The sequence below is a fragment of the Aeromonas sp. 96A genome (genome assembly GCF_051919165.1).
Classification (GTDB): domain Bacteria; phylum Pseudomonadota; class Gammaproteobacteria; order Enterobacterales; family Aeromonadaceae; genus Aeromonas; species Aeromonas veronii.
Genome location: NZ_JBQBFE010000001.1, coordinates 544,247 through 560,246 on the forward strand (window position 1 = coordinate 544,247; position 16,000 = coordinate 560,246).

Sequence of the window (16,000 nt, forward strand, 5' to 3'; positions counted from 1 at the left end):
CTTGTGCATTGGAGGTCACCTTGTCAGCTGCGTTTGCTGACCTTGGCCAGATCCGCCGTGATATTGGCCGCTTCGATGAGATACTCATCGGGCGCTTCAAAATCAGCGGGCAGTTCATCCAAACTCTTCACCGCCGGCTTGCCAAGACGAGCCAGACGCTCGTTGGTACGTTTGAGCGCTTTCTCATCCTGTTTCGCCTGCTCTGCAACACGCTCCGCCTCGTTGAGGGAGACCGACTTCTTGTCTTTCTCCTCCTTGTAGTCGGCGATGTCCTGCATCACATAGGCAAACTCGGGATCCTTGGCGATCCGGGCATCGTGCGCCGCCTGCAACTTGGGCAGTACACTGGCGAAGTTGCCGAGTTTCTCGTAGTTGGCGGAGGCAATCTTGTCCCACGGCAACGCATTGAACTCACGGCTTTCGCCCGTCTCTTCCGGAGCAACCGGTGTCGGGAAGCTGATATCCGGCGCAACGCCCTTGTTCTGGGTGCTGCCACCGTCGATCCGGTAGAACTTGGCGATGGTGTACTGCACGTGACCCAGCGGCTGCTCGTAGAAGTCATAGACCTTGGCGAGACTGCGGTGCTGCTGCACCGTCCCCTTGCCGAACGAGTTTTCACCCAGAATCAACGCGCGGCCATAATCCTGCATGGCCGCAGCGAAGATCTCGGAGGCCGAGGCACTGTAACGGTCGATCATCACCGACATGGGCCCGCCGTAGTAGACGTTGCCATCGTCATCGCCATTGACCGTGATACGGCCCATATGATCACGAATTTGCACCACGGGACCGCTGGCAAAGAAGAGACCGCTCAGGGCGGAGGCTTCGGTCAGGGCGCCGCCGCCGTTACCGCGCAGATCAATGATCAAGCCATCGATCTTCTTCTTGTTCAGGCTGGAGAGCTCCTTGATCACGTCGTCATGCAGATTGACGTAGAAACTCGGGATCTCGATGACGCCAATCTTCTTGCCTTCGGCGTTAATCACCTTGGACTTGGCCGCCCGGTCTTCAAGGCGCACCTTGTCGCGGGTCAGCTCGATCTGCTCGGTTTTGGCGGTTGCGCCCTTGCCGCGCTGGATCTCCAGCTTGACCTTGCTCCCCTTGGGCCCCTTGATGAGCTCGACCACGTCATCAAGACGCCAGCCGATCACATCGACAATCTTGCCATCTTCCTGCCCCACCCCGGTGATCTTGTCATCGGGTTTGAGGTGGTTGGATTTGGCAGCAGGACCACCAGGCACCAGAGAACGGATGACGGTAAAGTCATCTTCCGCCTGCAACACGGCCCCAATCCCCTCCAGCGAGAGGTTCATCTCGGTGTTGAAACGATCGGCACTGCGCGGTGAGAGGTAACTGGTGTGCGGTTCGATGGCGCGAGCGAAGGAGTTCATGAAGAGCTGGAAGACATCCTCGCTCTCGGTCTGGGACATCCGCTTGATAGCGTTGTTGTAACGCTTGCCAAGCAGCTCCTTGATCTCGGGCCACTCCTTGCCACTGAGCTTGAGGCTCAGGGCATCGAACTTGACCCGCTGACGCCACAGCTCGTTGAGCTCTGCTTCATCTTTGGGCCAAGCCGCCCCTTCCCGATCAAACACATAGTTGTCGGTCTGGGTAAAATCGAAAGGAGTATCAAGCAGTTTGAGGGCGTATTCGAACCGCTCATAACGCCGCTGCTGACTCAGGTTGAACATCTCGTAGGCGGGAGCCAGACGGCCTCTTTCGAGGTCGGTGTCAAAACCGTTACGGTACTTTTCAAAACGGCTGATATCAGAGGCCAAAAACAGGTTGCGGCTGTAGTCCAGATTCTCCAGATATTTATCGAAAATCACGGAGGAAAAGGCATCGTCCAGCTTGAACTGTTTGTAGTGCGAGCGGGTAAACAGATTGGTAATTCGCTTGCTGGCCGTAGCATGTTGGCTCTCTTGAGCCAACACAGGCAAATCACTCTCCTTGAGCACCGGCTCGATGGCCTGTGCAAGCCCGGCAAGCGCCAGGCTACAGGCAACGAGGGAAAAACGAATTACGCCATGCTTCAACATTTGTCTCCTTAGAGAACCAAGTGCTCTGATTTGACCCGCACCATCATGCCGGTCTGCAGTTGGACCTGTACATCGTCCTTGGTTACTTCCTTGATGGTTGCCGGAACCGGGAATTTACCCATAACGACGCGCACATCCTGGCCCACTTTCAGCGTAGCGGCATCCACTTTAACCAGCGGAGCGTCAGCGACCGGTGCCTTGGCGGCAGCTTTCGGTTTGGCAGCTACATCAGCTTTCTCGGTTTTGCGCACAGCAGGACGACGGGGCTTCTTGGCCTTCTCATCCTTCTCTTTGGTATTGGTACGACGGCTGGCGAATACGCGCTCTTTGCTCTCTTTCAGAGCTTGCTTGGCGTGCTCGATGTGCTCTTCGGTCAGCAGCTCGCCCGGGTTGCCATCCAGATCAACGCGAGCCTGGCCAGCTTTGAGACCGTGCAGGTAGCGCCAGCTGGAGGTGTATTGACGCAGTGCGGAACGCAGCATGGTCTTGGAGACTCTGGCATCGTCAGCAAGACGCTCGGCCAAATCCTGGAAGATGCCAATCTTGAGCGGCTTGGCCTCTCCTTCAGCAACGAAGCAGGCCGGGAATTTCTCGACCAGGTAGGCAACGATCTCTTTACTGTTCTTCAGCTTCTCAGTGTTTTCCATGTATAACCTTGGCTTTCATATAAACGCACGGGCACGTCCCGAGCACAACAAAGGCCCCATTATAGAGAGCTTGGGGCCTTTTGCGAACCATCTAGCAATGACTTAGAGCATGCTTTCCAAAATTTGCACCGTTTCTTCGAGGCCAATCCGGTCTTGCTGGTCGAAACGGTTAAAAATCGGACTGTCGATATCGAGTACCCCGATGATCTCGCCACCACGGCGCACCGGGATCACGATTTCCGAGTTGCTCGCGCCATCACAAGCGATGTGACCATCGAACTGGTGGACATCGTCAATTAGCTGGGTTCTCCCCTCTGCCACTGCCGTACCACACACCCCGCGGCCGACCGGGATCCGTACGCAGGCCGGTTTGCCCTGAAATGGCCCTAATACCAGGGTCTCACCCTGCAACAGATAAAAACCGACCCAGTTGATCTCCGCCAGCTCCTGATTAAGCAGTGCGGAGAGGTTGGCCAGATTGGCAATCAGATCGGTTTCCCCCTCCAGCAGCGCCTTGGCCTGCTGGTTGAGGGTGCGATAAAACGGTTGTTTTTCAATCATGATTAAATGAACTTCACTCCCTGATGGTTTGGGGAAGGTAACGCTTGGCCGGGAAATTTCAAATATTTTTTCCACTCCCCACCTCTTGCGCCGTTATTCCCGGGCAACGGAAAGCGCCAATTGCTGGCGTTGACCATTACTCCACTCGATATTTAACAACCAGATCATGACGGGTGATGTACAGCTCCCCACCTGGGTTACCCCCTGCCACTGTCCGTCTATTTGCTCAAAACTCACCGGAATGGTGCCCATAAACATATCTTTGCCTTCGAGTGTCGCTTTCACCGGCTTGATGGCCGGATCGCCGCCGCTAATAGCGATGGCAAAGTCATGTTCGGCGCGCAGCGGTAATTCCTTGATGGCGACCGTCAGTGGCTTGTCACCAATCAGCGCGCTGCAAGGGGTGTGGGAAAGATCACAAATTTGATCTTTTTTCTGGTCAGCAGAGACGCTGTTATCGGCCGAAAACCAGGTGCGATAGGCCATCAGCGCCAATAACAGCGCCAATACCAGTACGAGGTGCAAAACTTTACGTGCGGTAAGTCTCTCTTTCATCAAAAACAGCCCGATTAAGATGCAATTAAAATAGTTTTTTGTGATCTCGAACAAGGTAAAAAACTGCCATATCGAGAGCGGACGGAGCCAAATATATCACTGTTTATACTGTTATTTTACCTGTCACTTCAGTATCATTCCCATGCAGTTTTCATTTAGCCATCTTTTGCTTTTCCTTTCGTTAACAGATGTTAACAACTGGTCGGCGGTGGCTGATGAAGCCAGTCCGGTCCTCCGGATACAAAACCAAACAACAGCAGCATCGGAAGCGGAATATAACGATGAGCCATACAACTAACCATCCTGAGTACAACTACACCGTTGTTCGCCAGTTTACCGTCATGACGATTGTCTGGGGAATTGTCGGCATGTCGGTTGGCGTACTGATCGCAGCCCAGTTGATCTGGCCTGCCCTCAACTTCGAGACCCCGTGGCTGACTTACAGTCGTCTGCGGCCCCTCCATACCAACGCAGTGATCTTCGCCTTCGGCGTCAGTGCACTGATGGCCACCTCCTTCTACGTGGTTCAGCGCACCTGTCAAACCAGACTGTTTGGTGGCCCACTGGCAACCTTCGTCTTCTGGGGTTGGCAAGCAATCATCCTCTCTGCCGCCATCTCTCTGCCGCTGGGTTACACCTCCGCCAAAGAGTATGCCGAGCTGGAGTGGCCGATTGATATCGCCATCACTGTGGTATGGGTCGCCTATGCCATCGTCTTCTTCGGCACCCTGATGAAGCGCACCACCTCCCACATCTATGTGGCGAACTGGTTCTTCGGCGCCTTCATCATCACCGTTGCGGTGCTGCACATCGTCAACAACATGGAAGTGCCCCTCTCCGGCATGAAGTCCTACTCCATGTACTCCGGCGCCATGGACGCCATGGTGCAGTGGTGGTATGGCCACAACGCGGTAGGCTTCCTGCTGACCGCCGGCTTCCTGGGGATGATGTACTACTTCGTGCCCAAGCAGGCCGGTCGTCCGGTTTACTCCTATCGCCTCTCCATCGTCCACTTCTGGGCGCTGATCTCCCTCTATATCTGGGCCGGTCCGCACCACCTGCACTACACCGCACTGCCTGACTGGGCTCAGTCACTGGGCATGGTGATGTCCCTGATCCTGTTCGTACCCTCCTGGGGCGGTATGATCAACGGCATCATGACTCTCTCCGGTGCCTGGCACAAACTGCGTTATGACCCCATCCTGCGCTTCCTGATCGTCTCCCTCTCTTTCTACGGCATGTCGACCTTCGAAGGCCCGATGATGGCGATCAAAACCGTCAACGCCCTCTCCCACTACACCGACTGGACCGTTGGTCACGTGCACTCCGGTGCGCTGGGCTGGGTTGCCATGGTCTCCATCGGTGCGGTCTATCACCTGATCCCGAACCTGTTCGGTCAGGGCCGGATGTACAGCGTCAAGCTGATCAACGTTCACTTCTGGCTGGCGACCGTGGGCACCGTGCTCTACATCGTTGCCATGTGGATTTCCGGCGTGATGCAGGGCCTGATGTGGCGTGCAGTCAACGAAGACGGCACCCTGACCTACAGCTTCGTTGAAGCGCTGCAGGCATCCTATCCCTTCTATTTCGTGCGCTTCCTGGGAGGCTGCTTCTTCGTCACCGGCATGTTGCTGATGGCTTACAACGCCTATCGCACCATCACTGCGCCCAAAGGTTCTCTGGAACCTGTCGCCCAGCCAGCATGATTGAAGAGGTCAACCCATGAGCAACAATAACCGTCACGAAATATTTGAAAAAAGCGTTCCCATGCTGGTGGTCGGCATCATCTTCGCCATCAGTCTGGGGGGCCTGGTTGAAATCACTCCGCTGTTCTTCCAAAAGCAAACCACCGAGCCGGTGGAGGGCCTCAAGCCCTACACCGCTCTGCAGATGGAAGGACGCGACATCTTCATTCGCGAAGGCTGCACCAACTGCCACAGCCAGATGATCCGTCCGTTCCGTGCCGAAACCGAGCGTTACGGTCACTACTCGGTCGCCGGTGAGAGCGTCTGGGAGCACCCCTTCCTGTGGGGCTCCAAGCGTACTGGTCCGGATCTGGCCCGTGTCGGTGGCCGCTACTCCGACGAGTGGCACAAGGTTCACCTGATCAACCCGCGTGATGTGGTACCGGAATCCAACATGCCCGCCTACCCCTGGCTTGATACCAATGTGCTGACTGGCGAGATGACCGGCAAAAAACTGGCGCTGTTCCGCGATCACTTCGGTGTGCCCTATACCGACGCCGATATTCAGGGTGCTGGCGAAGCCGTCAAGGGCAAAACCGAGCTGGATGCGCTGGTGGCCTATCTGCAATCACTGGGTCATGCCCTGAAATAAGGAGGCGAAAATGGACTACGGCACATTTCGCGGTCTGTATACCCTGCTGTTGATGGCCATCATGATTGGCATCATCGTCTGGGCCTACAGCAAACGCCGCAAGACCTCTTTCGACGAGGCTGCCAATCTGGTTTTTGCCGATGATGAGCAACCCGGTGCTGATAAAAAGAACGCAGGAGCGAAACAATAATGAGCACTCTGTTTAGCATTTTTGTGACTGTCATCAGTCTGGGAACCATCCTCGGCTGCTTCTTGCTACTGATGTGGTGCCGCAAGGACAAGATGGGTGTTGAAGAAGGCAAATCGATGGGTCACTCCTTCGATGGCATCGAGGAGATCAACAACCCGCTGCCGAAGTGGTGGACTTACATGTTCCTCTTCTTCATCGTCACCGGTCTGGTCTATCTGGTCGCCTTCCCGGGGCTTGGCAACTTCAAAGGCCTGCTGGGCTGGCAAAGTTCCAACCAGGACGTGCGCTCGCTGGCCGAGTCCAAGGCTGCAACCGAATCGGCTAAGGCTGAAGGTCGCGCGGTGGAGTATGACCGCGAGGTCGCCAAGGCTGACGAGATCTACGGCGCCAAGTTCCGTGAACTCACCTACGAAGCGGATGGCAAAACCTATCGTGCCATCACCGAGATCGCCAAGGATCCGGAAGCCCTGAAAGTGGGTCAGCGTCTGTTCCTGCAGAACTGCTCCCAGTGCCACGGCTCCGATGCCCGTGGTGGCCGCGGCTTCCCGAACCTGACCGACAGCGAATGGCAATGGGGCGGCCAGCCTGATCAAATCAAGACCACCATCATGGGCGGTCGCCAGGGGATCATGGCTGCCTGGGGTGAAATCCTCGGCAAAGATGGCGTTCAGGAAGTGGCCTCCTATGTGCTTAGCCTCTCCGGTCGCAAGGTCGACCTGGTGGAAGCGAAGAAAGGTGAAGCACGCTTTGCCATCTGCGCTGCCTGCCACGGGGCCGATGCCAAGGGCGGTGTTGCCGTCGGTGCGCCAGATCTGACCAACAACACCTGGCTCTACGGTGGCTCCCGCGAAGTGGTGGTACAAACTATCACCCACGGTCGTCACGGCGTGATGCCAGCCTGGAAAGACATTCTGGGTGAGGACAAGGTTCACCTGCTGGCCTCCTACGTTTACAGCCTGTCTCATCAACAGTCTGCCAAATAAGGTTCGCCCGTAACGTTGTAACATGTGATAAACACGTGATTACACAGCAAAAAGCCTCGACTCCTCGAGGCTTTTTGTTATCTTGTGTTGCGTAAAAACCATCTTCCACGTTAATCATTCGTTTCATGGCAGTAGCAATCATGACCCAACCTCTATCCAAACCGTGGTATCGCCAATTCTGGCCCTGGTTTATCATCGCCCTCCCCACTGCCGCCGTTGTCGGCAGCATCGCCACCGCCATCATCGCCAGCAAGGATGGGGTCAATCTGGTGGCCGAGGACTATTACAAACAAGGGAAAGAGATCAATCAGGACTTGAGCAAGTTTGACCGCTCCGAAGCGCTCAATATCCGCTTTGGGCTGGAGGTTGACGGCAACGAGCTGACCCTCAAACCCATCAGCGGTGACATTCCTGCCGGGCAAGCTCTCTATCTCTCATTGTTTCACCCGACCTTGGCCGGTCAGGACAGCGAACACATGATCACCGCAGATGCGAGCGGCACCTATCGCCTCCATTTCGACAAGCCGCTGGTCGGCAAGTGGCACATTCGGGTCGATGCGTTCGATCACGAGTGGCGATTGCAAGAGACCGTCCAGCTGCCCACCCTGGCCCCTGTCGAACTCGACCCGAAAGGACGCTAAGCCATGACCGGCTTTTCTCACTGTGGCGAGCCGGAGCTCGCCAGTGCCCCTGCTGCTTGCATTCTGCATTCGGGGGGGCATAACGCATGACCCCCTGTTTTCACTGTGGCGAGCCGGTACCCGCCAATAGTGGCTATGCCCTCGAGATAAAGGGGATTGTTCGCCCCATGTGCTGCCCCGGTTGTCAGGCTGTGGCAGAAACCATCATGGAGTGCGGCCTCGCCAGTTACTACGATCACCGTACCGCCCCCGGTACCAAGGGGGATCTGGTGCCCGAGGAGCTGGCCGCCCTCACCCACTACGATCTGGCAGAAGTGCAACAGGAGTTTGTCACCGACAGCGGTACCCTTCGCGAAATCCAGCTGACGGTGGAGGGGCTCACCTGCGCCGCCTGTGCCTGGCTGATCGAACGTCACCTGATGACCCTTGGCGGCCTGCGCTACATCAACGTCAACACCACCACCCACCGGGCCCGCATCAAGTGGGATCCGGACCAGCTCTCCCTGAGTGACATTCTCAAGGGGTTCGCCCAGATCGGTTATCGTGCCTACCCGTTCCAGACCCATCAACAGGAAGCCCTCTACGCCAAAGAGGTGCGCAGCTATATGTTCCGGCTGGCACTGGCGGGGCTGGGCTCGATGCAGGTGATGATGTGCGCCGTGGCCCTCTACATGGATCTCTTCATCAGCGTTGAAGATGAGTTCATGGTCTACTTCAAGTGGATAAGCCTGCTGCTCTCCACCCCCATCATGATCTACTCGGCCCAGCCCTTTTACGTGGGTGCCTGGCGCAGCCTGAAACAGGGTCACCTGTCGATGGATGTGTCGGTGTCGCTGGCGCTGATCGGGGCTTTTATCGCCTCCATGTGGGCCACTGTGTTCAATACCGGTGAGGTCTATTACGACTCCATCACCATGTTCGTCTTCTTCCTGCTGCTGGGGCGCTTTCTCGAGTTGCGGGCCCGGCGCAAGGCGTCGGAGTCGAGCTCCAACCTGGCGCGACTGGTGCCCATCATGGCGACCCGCATCGATGATGAAGGGGAACATGAGGTAGCAGCCAAGACCTTGCAGGTCGGCGATCGGGTGCGGGTGCTGGCTGGCGCCACCTTGCCGGCGGACGGCATCATTGTCGAAGGACAAGCCAGCCTCAACGAATCCATGCTGACCGGTGAACAGCTGCCCCTGCTCAAACAGCGCGGTGATCAGGTCTATGCCGGCACCATCAACACGGATGCGCCGCTGCAGATCCGGGTCAGCCACCGTATCGAAGAGTCGCGGATCGCCCAGATCATGCGGCTGCAGGATCACGCCCTCGACGACAAACCGGCCATCGCCCAGATGGCAGACCAGTTGTCGCGCCACTTTATTCTGGTGCTGCTGATCATTGCCGCTGCAGTCTGGACCTTCTGGCACTTCCATCAACCGGATCAGGCGTTCTGGGTCACCCTCGCCGTGCTGGTTGCCACTTGCCCCTGTGCCCTGTCGCTGGCCACCCCGACGGCGCTAACCTCGGCCACCGCTAATCTGACCCGCAACGGCATTCTGCTGCGCCGTGGTCATGTGCTGGACGTGCTGACCAAGGCCAACCGGATCGTGATGGACAAGACTGGCACCCTGACCACAGGGGAGATCAGTCTGACCGGCACCACCACCTTGGCAGAGATGGACGAGATGCACTGCCTCGCCATCGCCCGGGCCATGGAGGCGCAATCCGAGCACCCCATTGCCCGCGCCTTCCGGCTGCCCGCCGACAGTATCAGTGTGCTGCCATCCGCCAGCGAGATCACCCCGGTCATCGGTCACGGCATAACAGCGCTGGTGGATGGCGTACGCTACCGCATCGGCAGTGCCCGCTGGCTTGGGCTGGATCCAGCGCAAGAGCGCGGCCGCGGTCTGGCTATCTATCTGGCCGACGAGCAGCAGGTCTTGGCCCGCTTCAATCTGGAAGATACCCTGCGCCCCGATGCCAGGGCGCTGATCGCGGCATTCAAGGCAGCAGGTCTGCACACCACAGTGCTGACTGGCGACAGCTCTTTTCAGGCAGACGAGATTGCCCGCGAGCTGGGCGTGGATGAGCTGGTCAAGGGGGTCTCACCCGATGGCAAGCTGACCTACCTCAAGGCCCGGGAAGCCCAGGGGGATATCAGCATCATGGTGGGCGATGGCATCAACGACGCCCCGGTACTGGCCGGGGCTCACGCCTCGTTTGCCATGGCTGGTGGCACCGATCTGGCGAAAAACAGCGCCGATGCCATCCTGCTGGCCGATGACCTGAGCCGACTGCTCGAGGCAAGAGTGCTGGCAATGCGTACCCGCAAGATCATCATCGAGAACTTCGCCTGGTCCATCGGTTACAACCTGCTGGTGCTGCCGCTGGCAGCCTGCGGCTGGCTGCCCCCCTATCTGGCGGCGGCGGGCATGTCGCTCAGTTCACTCATCGTGGTAACCAACTCCATGCGCCTCAACCGATGAGGCTGGTGGCGGAAAATAGCTGAAAATGTGGCCTGCCTCCGATGCAGGCCACATTTCTAATTGATAGCGGCTGGCCCTCTGCCCGAACAAGGTTACCATAGGGGACGCTTGCCAAGGATGAACGCCAAGGTACCTCTCATGAATATAATTTTTGTCCTGATCCCCATCGCCATCCTGTTTGTGATCATCGCCGGGGTCGTCTTCTTCTGGGCCATTCGCTCCGAGCAGTTTGAAGATCTCGACCGACAGGGTTCCAACATCCTGTTTGACGAAGAACAACCTGCCCACAAACCCGTAAAGTCTGCTGACCATGACCCACAACCTTGATCTGGCCGGCGCCCTGCTGGTCGGACTGGCAGGCTCCGCCCACTGCATCGGCATGTGTGGGGGTGTCTCCGCCGCGCTCTCCATGGCGATCCCCGCCAACAAACAGCACTTCTGGGGGCGGCTTGCCTATCTGCTCAACTACAACCTCGGCCGGATCCTGAGCTATGTCATCGCAGGAGCCTTGGTGGGTGGCCTGCTCGCCACCACCAGCGAGCTGGGCGCTGGCAAACACGCCATCGCCGGATTACGCCTCGTGGCAGCGCTATTGATGATTGCGCTTGCTCTCTATCTGGCGGGCTGGTGGCAAGGGATCTTGCTGCTGGAGCGGCTCGGCGCCAGACTTTGGCCCCGTATCAAACCGCTGGCGGGCAAATTTATCCCCTTCACCTCACCTGTGCAGGCACTGCCCTTTGGCATGGTGTGGGGTTGGCTGCCCTGCGGGCTGGTCTACTCCATGCTGACCTGGAGCGCAGCGGCGGGTTCGGCTAGCGGCGGGGCGCTCATCATGCTCTTTTTTGGTCTCGGCACCCTGCCCACCCTGTTTGCGTTGGGCGGGCTCGCCGATCGCCTGAGATACTGGCTCACCCTGCGCAGTTTGCGCCTTGGCGGTGCCCTGCTGCTCATTTTGTTCGGGGTGCATACCTTCTGGATTGGCATTGCTTCCTTTTGAAACCCTATCCAAAACGGATGAGTTGATGGTAAACTTGTTTGATATAAATCAATTATTCGTATGAGCCTATGATCCCGGAAAAGAAACCTGGCAGACGTATCCAGAGCGGTGGCTGTGCAATTCATTGCCAGGATTGCAGCATCAGTCAGCTCTGTATTCCCTTCACTCTGAACGACAACGAGCTTGATCAGCTGGACAGCATCATCGAGCGCAAGAAGCCGATCCAGAAGGGTGAAGAGCTGTTCAAGGCTGGCGATGAGTTCAAATCGCTCTATGCCATCCGTTCCGGGACCATCAAGTCTTACACCATCACCGAGCAAGGGGATGAGCAGATCACTGCGTTCCACCTCGCTGGCGATCTGGTCGGGTTTGATGCCATCAACAAGCAGGCCCACCCCTCCTTCGCCCAGGCGCTGGAAACGGCCATGGTGTGCGAGATCCCCTTTGAAGTGCTGGATGATCTCTCCGGCAAGATGCCCAAACTGCGCCAGCAGATCATGCGTCTGATGAGCAGCGAAATCATGGGCGATCAGGAGATGATCCTGCTGCTCTCCAAGAAAAATGCCGAAGAGCGCCTCGCCGCCTTCCTGCACAATCTGTCGGTACGCTTCTCCGAGCGCGGCTTCTCCGCCAAGGAGTTCCGTCTCTCCATGACCCGTGGTGACATTGGCAACTATCTGGGACTGACCGTCGAGACCATCAGTCGTCTGCTCGGCCGTTTCCAGAAGTCCGGTCTCATCAGCGTCAAAGGCAAATACATTACCGTGCTGGATCAGGTCGCGCTAGGCATGATGGCCGGTGCAACTCGCCCGCCCTGCGGCTGATTTTTCCGCTTACCCTCCCGCTTTTCTCCTGTTTTCCCTGCCGGATCCTTTCCTCTGGAATGTGATCCGGTACGTTCCCCATACCCTCCTCCTGCGCTAAGCTGTAATGGCTAAGATTCTGCTGTCATTGGACTTTTCCAAGGAGGAGAAGATGGTCAAATATCAGAATATTCTGGTGGTTATCAATCCAGAAGAGGAGCGTCAAATCGCCCTCGAACGGGCAGTCAAAGTCGCCGAGCTGGACGAAAACGCCCATCTGACCCTGCTGCTCACCATCTATGACTTCTCGTATGAAATGACCGCCATGCTCTCGGTGGACGAGCGGCAAGAGATGCGCGACGGCGTCATTTCACAGCGACGTGAGTGGCTGGACGAGATCCTGACCCCCTATCGGGCACAGGGGATAGAATGCGAAGTGAAAGTAGTCTGGCACAATCGTCCCTTCGAGTGTGTCATTCAGGAAGTGCTGGAGCAGCGCCACGATCTGGTGGTCAAAGCCACTCACCATCACAGCTTCCTGCAAACCTTCATCTTTACCCCCACCGACTGGCACCTGCTGCGCAAATGCCCCTGTCCGGTGTTGCTGGTCAAGGAGGGTCACTGGCAACGGGGCGGCAACATCATCGCAGCCATCAACTGCTCAAGCGACGATCCGGACCAGAAACTGCTCAACGAACGGATCACCCAGGAGGGGAGCGACATCGCCGAGCTGCTGGGCTCCAACCTCTATCTGGTCAACACCTACCCGGGCACCCCGGTTAACGTGGCCATCGAACTGCCTGAGTTTGACCCCAACGCCTACAACGAGGCGATCCGCAAACACCACGAAAGCCTGCTGCTCAGCCATGCCGACAAGTTCGGGATCGGTCATCTCTGGACTCGGGTAGCAGAGGGACTACCGGAAGAGGTGTTGCCGGATATGGCAGAAGAGCTCAAGGCAACCCTGATGATCATGGGCTGCGTCGGTCGCACCGGGCTTTCTGCTGCTTTGCTCGGCAATACCGCCGAACATGTGATTGACCGCCTCTCCTGCGACATCCTGATCCTCAAACCGGCGGACTACAGCTGCCCGGTCGACAGTCGTCGCAATCAATCATAAGGTGCCTGGCACCTTGCCCTCCCCCGGGACATGGCTATAATAACGCGCTTATTTGTGTCCCGGGTTTTACGAGCATGCTAGAAGAGCTGAACGCCAAAGAAAAATACAGTTTTAACAAACTGCAGAAGCGCCTGCGGCGCAACGTGGGTCAGGCCATTGCCGACTTCAACATGATTGAAGAGGGCGACAAGGTCATGGTCTGCCTCTCCGGCGGCAAGGACAGCTTCGGTATGCTCGACATACTGATGAGCCTCAAAGCCAGCGCCCCCATCCATTTCGATCTGGTTGCCGTCAACCTGGATCAGAAGCAGCCCGGCTTCCCCGAGCATGTGCTACCCGAGTATCTGGATTCCCTCGGTATCGAGTACAAGATCGTCGAGGAAGATACCTACTCCATCGTCAAGGAGAAGGTACCGGAAGGCAAAACCACCTGCTCCCTCTGCTCACGGCTGCGCCGCGGTATTCTCTACCGCACCGCTCAGGAGCTGGGTTGCACCAAGATTGCCCTTGGCCACCACCGCGACGACATCCTCGAGACCCTGTTCCTCAACATGTTCTACGGTGGCAAGCTCAAGTCCATGCCGCCCAAGCTGGTGAGCGATGATGGCAAGAACGTGGTGATCCGCCCGCTGGCCTACTGCAAAGAGAAGGATCTGATCCGCTACGCCGACGTCAAAGCCTTCCCCATCATTCCGTGCAACCTGTGCGGCTCGCAAGAGAACCTGCAGCGTCAGGCCATCAAACAGATGATGCAGGATTGGGATCGCCGCTTCCCCGGTCGTATCGAGACCATGTTCACCGCCATTCAGGACGTGATCCCGAGCCACCTGCTCGACCACAAGCTGTTTGACTTCAAGAGCATCAACCGCGACTCCGGCATCATCGATGGTGGCGACAAGGCGTTTGATCCGCCCGAGATGCCAAAGGCGCCGCTGCTGGATATCGACGAGATGGACATGCTGGATGTGATTGAAGTGCGCTAAGCCGCCGTCACATGGCAAATGCCACGCAATAAAAAGGAGCGATAATCGCTCCTTTTTTGCTTTTTTGATCGGCCTGTCACTGAGGCGACAGCGCCACCGGCCTCACCCTTTGTGCAGCCAGGGGGTCAGCCGCAGCACGTCACCCTGCAGGCGCAGTTGCCCAGCGGCGAACGCGGCCAGCTGCTCGTTGCTCAGCAGCAGATGGCCTTCCTGCCAGGGCAGCGCCTCCTGACGGGCGCCATCAATCAGATAAGCGGTGCCGCTCTGCTGCACCAGGGTAATGCGCACCCCTTCCACCTTCGGCAGGAAGTGCTTGCCGACCATGCCCGCCATCTTGTCGAGCAGCGACTGCATCTGCTGCTGACGTGCCGCCAGCTCAGCCAGCGGCAGCTCGGGCCCGCTCGGCGCATCAGCCATCACCTGCACCGCCATATCGCAGGTGGCGTGCTCTTCTTTCAGGCCGACGGTCACGATCCCCTTGTCGAGGTTGAGATCCTCATCAAAAGGCAGGCGCAGTTCGCTATCGACCGTTACCTCACCCGCCACTTCCTTGCTGTCGGTTGCAACCCGGGCAAAGGTGAGGCCGCAGCGCTGACCATTTTGCGGATCGGTCAGATAAAACCCCAGTCTGGCGTGACCAAACTCCCCTTTGGCAAAGGTCTTCATCTGGCTGTAGAAGGTGCTGTATTGCAGATCCAGCATCGGCTCAGCCAGCGCCAGCCCTGGCAGCAAGAGCGTGGCCAGCAGGCTCTGGCGCACAGCCTTGGTCACTCCATATCGACGGGTCATTCAACGTCCTTTTGCATCATGCATTGAAATGGTTGGGGCCTTCTGTCACCTCATTAACCTCTACACCTACCCCGCAGAGATCCCGATAGAGGATCCCCTTGCAGTTGAAATAGAGCGGTGCCACCCAGATAAGCCCCAACCCCATGGGGATCAGAGCCAGGAAGAAGAGCGCGGTCATCACGCCGTGGAACAGCACAATGCTGGGCCAGCCGCGCGCAAAGAGCTTGAGAGAAACCAGAATGGCCTGGGGCGGCGTCAAGCCACGCTCCAGCACCAGAGGTACGGTAAAGAGCAGCCCCATGCCGATCAGGGCCGAGGGAATGAAAGAGAGTACGGCGGGCAATCCCAGCAGATCGAATAGCGGGCCAAACAGGCTGGTGAGCAGACTGCCAAGCAGGCTCAACATGCCGAGGCGTACAAAGTGGCGGAAGAAGTCGAACACCTGGTTAGCGCGGGCGCGCACCCCGACCGACTGCTGCAACCCCAGCATATCGAGGGAGCTGGTCATGGGGGCCATCACCACCGTCATCAGCAGGCTCAGCACCATGGCCACATTCATCTGGCTATCATCCCCCAGATAGGGCAACAGCAGCACATTGCTAAGCAGGATCCAGATCGCCGTCACCCCGACAATCGCCAGCAGCAGGCCAAATCCGGTACGGCGGGTCTGTTGCCATCCCTCCTGGATGACCCCTTTCAGATCAAGGCGGTAGCCCTGGTTCAGAGACTGCTCAAGGGAGCCGCCAATACGCATTTTATTACTCAATTGACTATCCAATATCGAAAACGACCAAATCAGGTGGCACATTATAGCGATTTGGTCTGCTATTCGTAGCCGTTTTTCCTGCGCACTTGCGGCTAATTCGGGCCAAAAAGCCTTTAAT

General features: G+C 57.5%; 17 protein-coding genes. 11 read left to right on the forward strand and 6 right to left on the reverse strand.

What is annotated here, in order from left to right; genetic code table 11:
* Positions 1-23 precede the first annotated feature (23 nt).
* The 4 genes from prc to ACTG2W_RS02565 form a co-directional block, all read right to left on the reverse strand.
* Positions 24-2,039 (reverse strand): carboxy terminal-processing peptidase, encoded by a 2,016-nt coding sequence (prc, locus tag ACTG2W_RS02550; RefSeq protein WP_005351922.1) that lies wholly within the window; start codon positions 2,037-2,039, stop codon positions 24-26.
* A gap of 8 nt (positions 2,040-2,047) precedes the next feature.
* Positions 2,048-2,686 (reverse strand): RNA chaperone ProQ, encoded by a 639-nt coding sequence (gene proQ / locus ACTG2W_RS02555; protein WP_005351923.1) that lies wholly within the window; start codon positions 2,684-2,686, stop codon positions 2,048-2,050.
* A gap of 102 nt (positions 2,687-2,788) precedes the next feature.
* Positions 2,789-3,247, reverse strand: a complete 459-nt coding sequence (locus ACTG2W_RS02560) for a GAF domain-containing protein (protein ID WP_005360536.1) — start codon at positions 3,245-3,247, stop codon at positions 2,789-2,791.
* A 93-nt stretch (positions 3,248-3,340) separates the two neighbouring features.
* Positions 3,341-3,802 (reverse strand): hypothetical protein, encoded by a 462-nt coding sequence (locus tag ACTG2W_RS02565; protein WP_103252245.1) that lies wholly within the window; start codon positions 3,800-3,802, stop codon positions 3,341-3,343.
* A 281-nt stretch (positions 3,803-4,083) separates the two neighbouring features.
* Between ACTG2W_RS02565 and ccoN the strand changes: the two genes are divergently transcribed.
* From ccoN to ttcA, 11 genes are all read left to right on the forward strand, one after another.
* Positions 4,084-5,508, forward strand: coding sequence for a cytochrome-c oxidase, cbb3-type subunit I (gene ccoN, locus ACTG2W_RS02570; protein ID WP_005336616.1), 1,425 nt, complete (start codon positions 4,084-4,086; stop codon positions 5,506-5,508).
* 16 nt (positions 5,509-5,524) lie between these two features.
* Positions 5,525-6,139, forward strand: coding sequence for a cytochrome-c oxidase, cbb3-type subunit II (gene ccoO / locus ACTG2W_RS02575; RefSeq protein ID WP_021230095.1), 615 nt, complete (start codon positions 5,525-5,527; stop codon positions 6,137-6,139).
* Between the two features lie 10 nt (positions 6,140-6,149).
* On the forward strand, positions 6,150-6,329 hold the full coding sequence (locus ACTG2W_RS02580; protein WP_005336620.1) for a CcoQ/FixQ family Cbb3-type cytochrome c oxidase assembly chaperone: 180 nt from the start codon (positions 6,150-6,152) through the stop codon (positions 6,327-6,329).
* A complete protein-coding gene (gene ccoP, locus ACTG2W_RS02585; protein ID WP_021230094.1) occupies positions 6,329-7,312 on the forward strand; it encodes a cytochrome-c oxidase, cbb3-type subunit III in 984 nt (327 codons plus the stop codon). The genes ACTG2W_RS02580 and ccoP overlap by 1 nt, the downstream gene beginning before the upstream one ends.
* Positions 7,313-7,452: 140 nt before the next feature.
* The gene (locus tag ACTG2W_RS02590; protein ID WP_043820362.1) at positions 7,453-7,953 is read left to right on the forward strand and encodes a FixH family protein; all 501 of its coding nucleotides are present in this window, start codon (positions 7,453-7,455) and stop codon (positions 7,951-7,953) included.
* 86 nt (positions 7,954-8,039) lie between these two features.
* Entirely contained in the window at positions 8,040-10,424 is a 2,385-nt protein-coding gene (locus ACTG2W_RS02595; protein WP_106843378.1) for a heavy metal translocating P-type ATPase, read from the forward strand.
* A 138-nt stretch (positions 10,425-10,562) separates the two neighbouring features.
* Complete coding sequence (gene ccoS, locus ACTG2W_RS02600; protein ID WP_106843377.1) at positions 10,563-10,751, forward strand: cbb3-type cytochrome oxidase assembly protein CcoS; 189 nt, start codon at positions 10,563-10,565, stop codon at positions 10,749-10,751.
* Positions 10,735-11,421, forward strand: coding sequence for a sulfite exporter TauE/SafE family protein (locus ACTG2W_RS02605; protein WP_106843376.1), 687 nt, complete (start codon positions 10,735-10,737; stop codon positions 11,419-11,421). Before ccoS ends, ACTG2W_RS02605 begins: the two co-directional genes overlap by 17 nt.
* A gap of 68 nt (positions 11,422-11,489) precedes the next feature.
* Positions 11,490-12,245, forward strand: coding sequence for an FNR family transcription factor (locus tag ACTG2W_RS02610; RefSeq protein ID WP_005351934.1), 756 nt, complete (start codon positions 11,490-11,492; stop codon positions 12,243-12,245).
* Between the two features lie 151 nt (positions 12,246-12,396).
* Positions 12,397-13,344, forward strand: a complete 948-nt coding sequence (gene uspE, locus ACTG2W_RS02615; protein ID WP_005345417.1) for a universal stress protein UspE — start codon at positions 12,397-12,399, stop codon at positions 13,342-13,344.
* A 74-nt stretch (positions 13,345-13,418) separates the two neighbouring features.
* Positions 13,419-14,327, forward strand: a complete 909-nt coding sequence (gene ttcA, locus ACTG2W_RS02620; RefSeq protein WP_005336634.1) for a tRNA 2-thiocytidine(32) synthetase TtcA — start codon at positions 13,419-13,421, stop codon at positions 14,325-14,327.
* A gap of 102 nt (positions 14,328-14,429) precedes the next feature.
* Here the strand turns inward: ttcA and ACTG2W_RS02625 are convergent, their stop codons facing one another.
* Positions 14,430-15,116: a DUF2987 domain-containing protein gene (locus ACTG2W_RS02625; protein WP_106843375.1), complete on the reverse strand. Its 687-nt coding sequence runs from the start codon at positions 15,114-15,116 to the stop codon at positions 14,430-14,432.
* A 16-nt stretch (positions 15,117-15,132) separates the two neighbouring features.
* Complete coding sequence (locus ACTG2W_RS02630) at positions 15,133-15,870, reverse strand: hypothetical protein (RefSeq protein WP_005351939.1); 738 nt, start codon at positions 15,868-15,870, stop codon at positions 15,133-15,135.
* Positions 15,871-16,000: the final 130 nt, after the last annotated feature.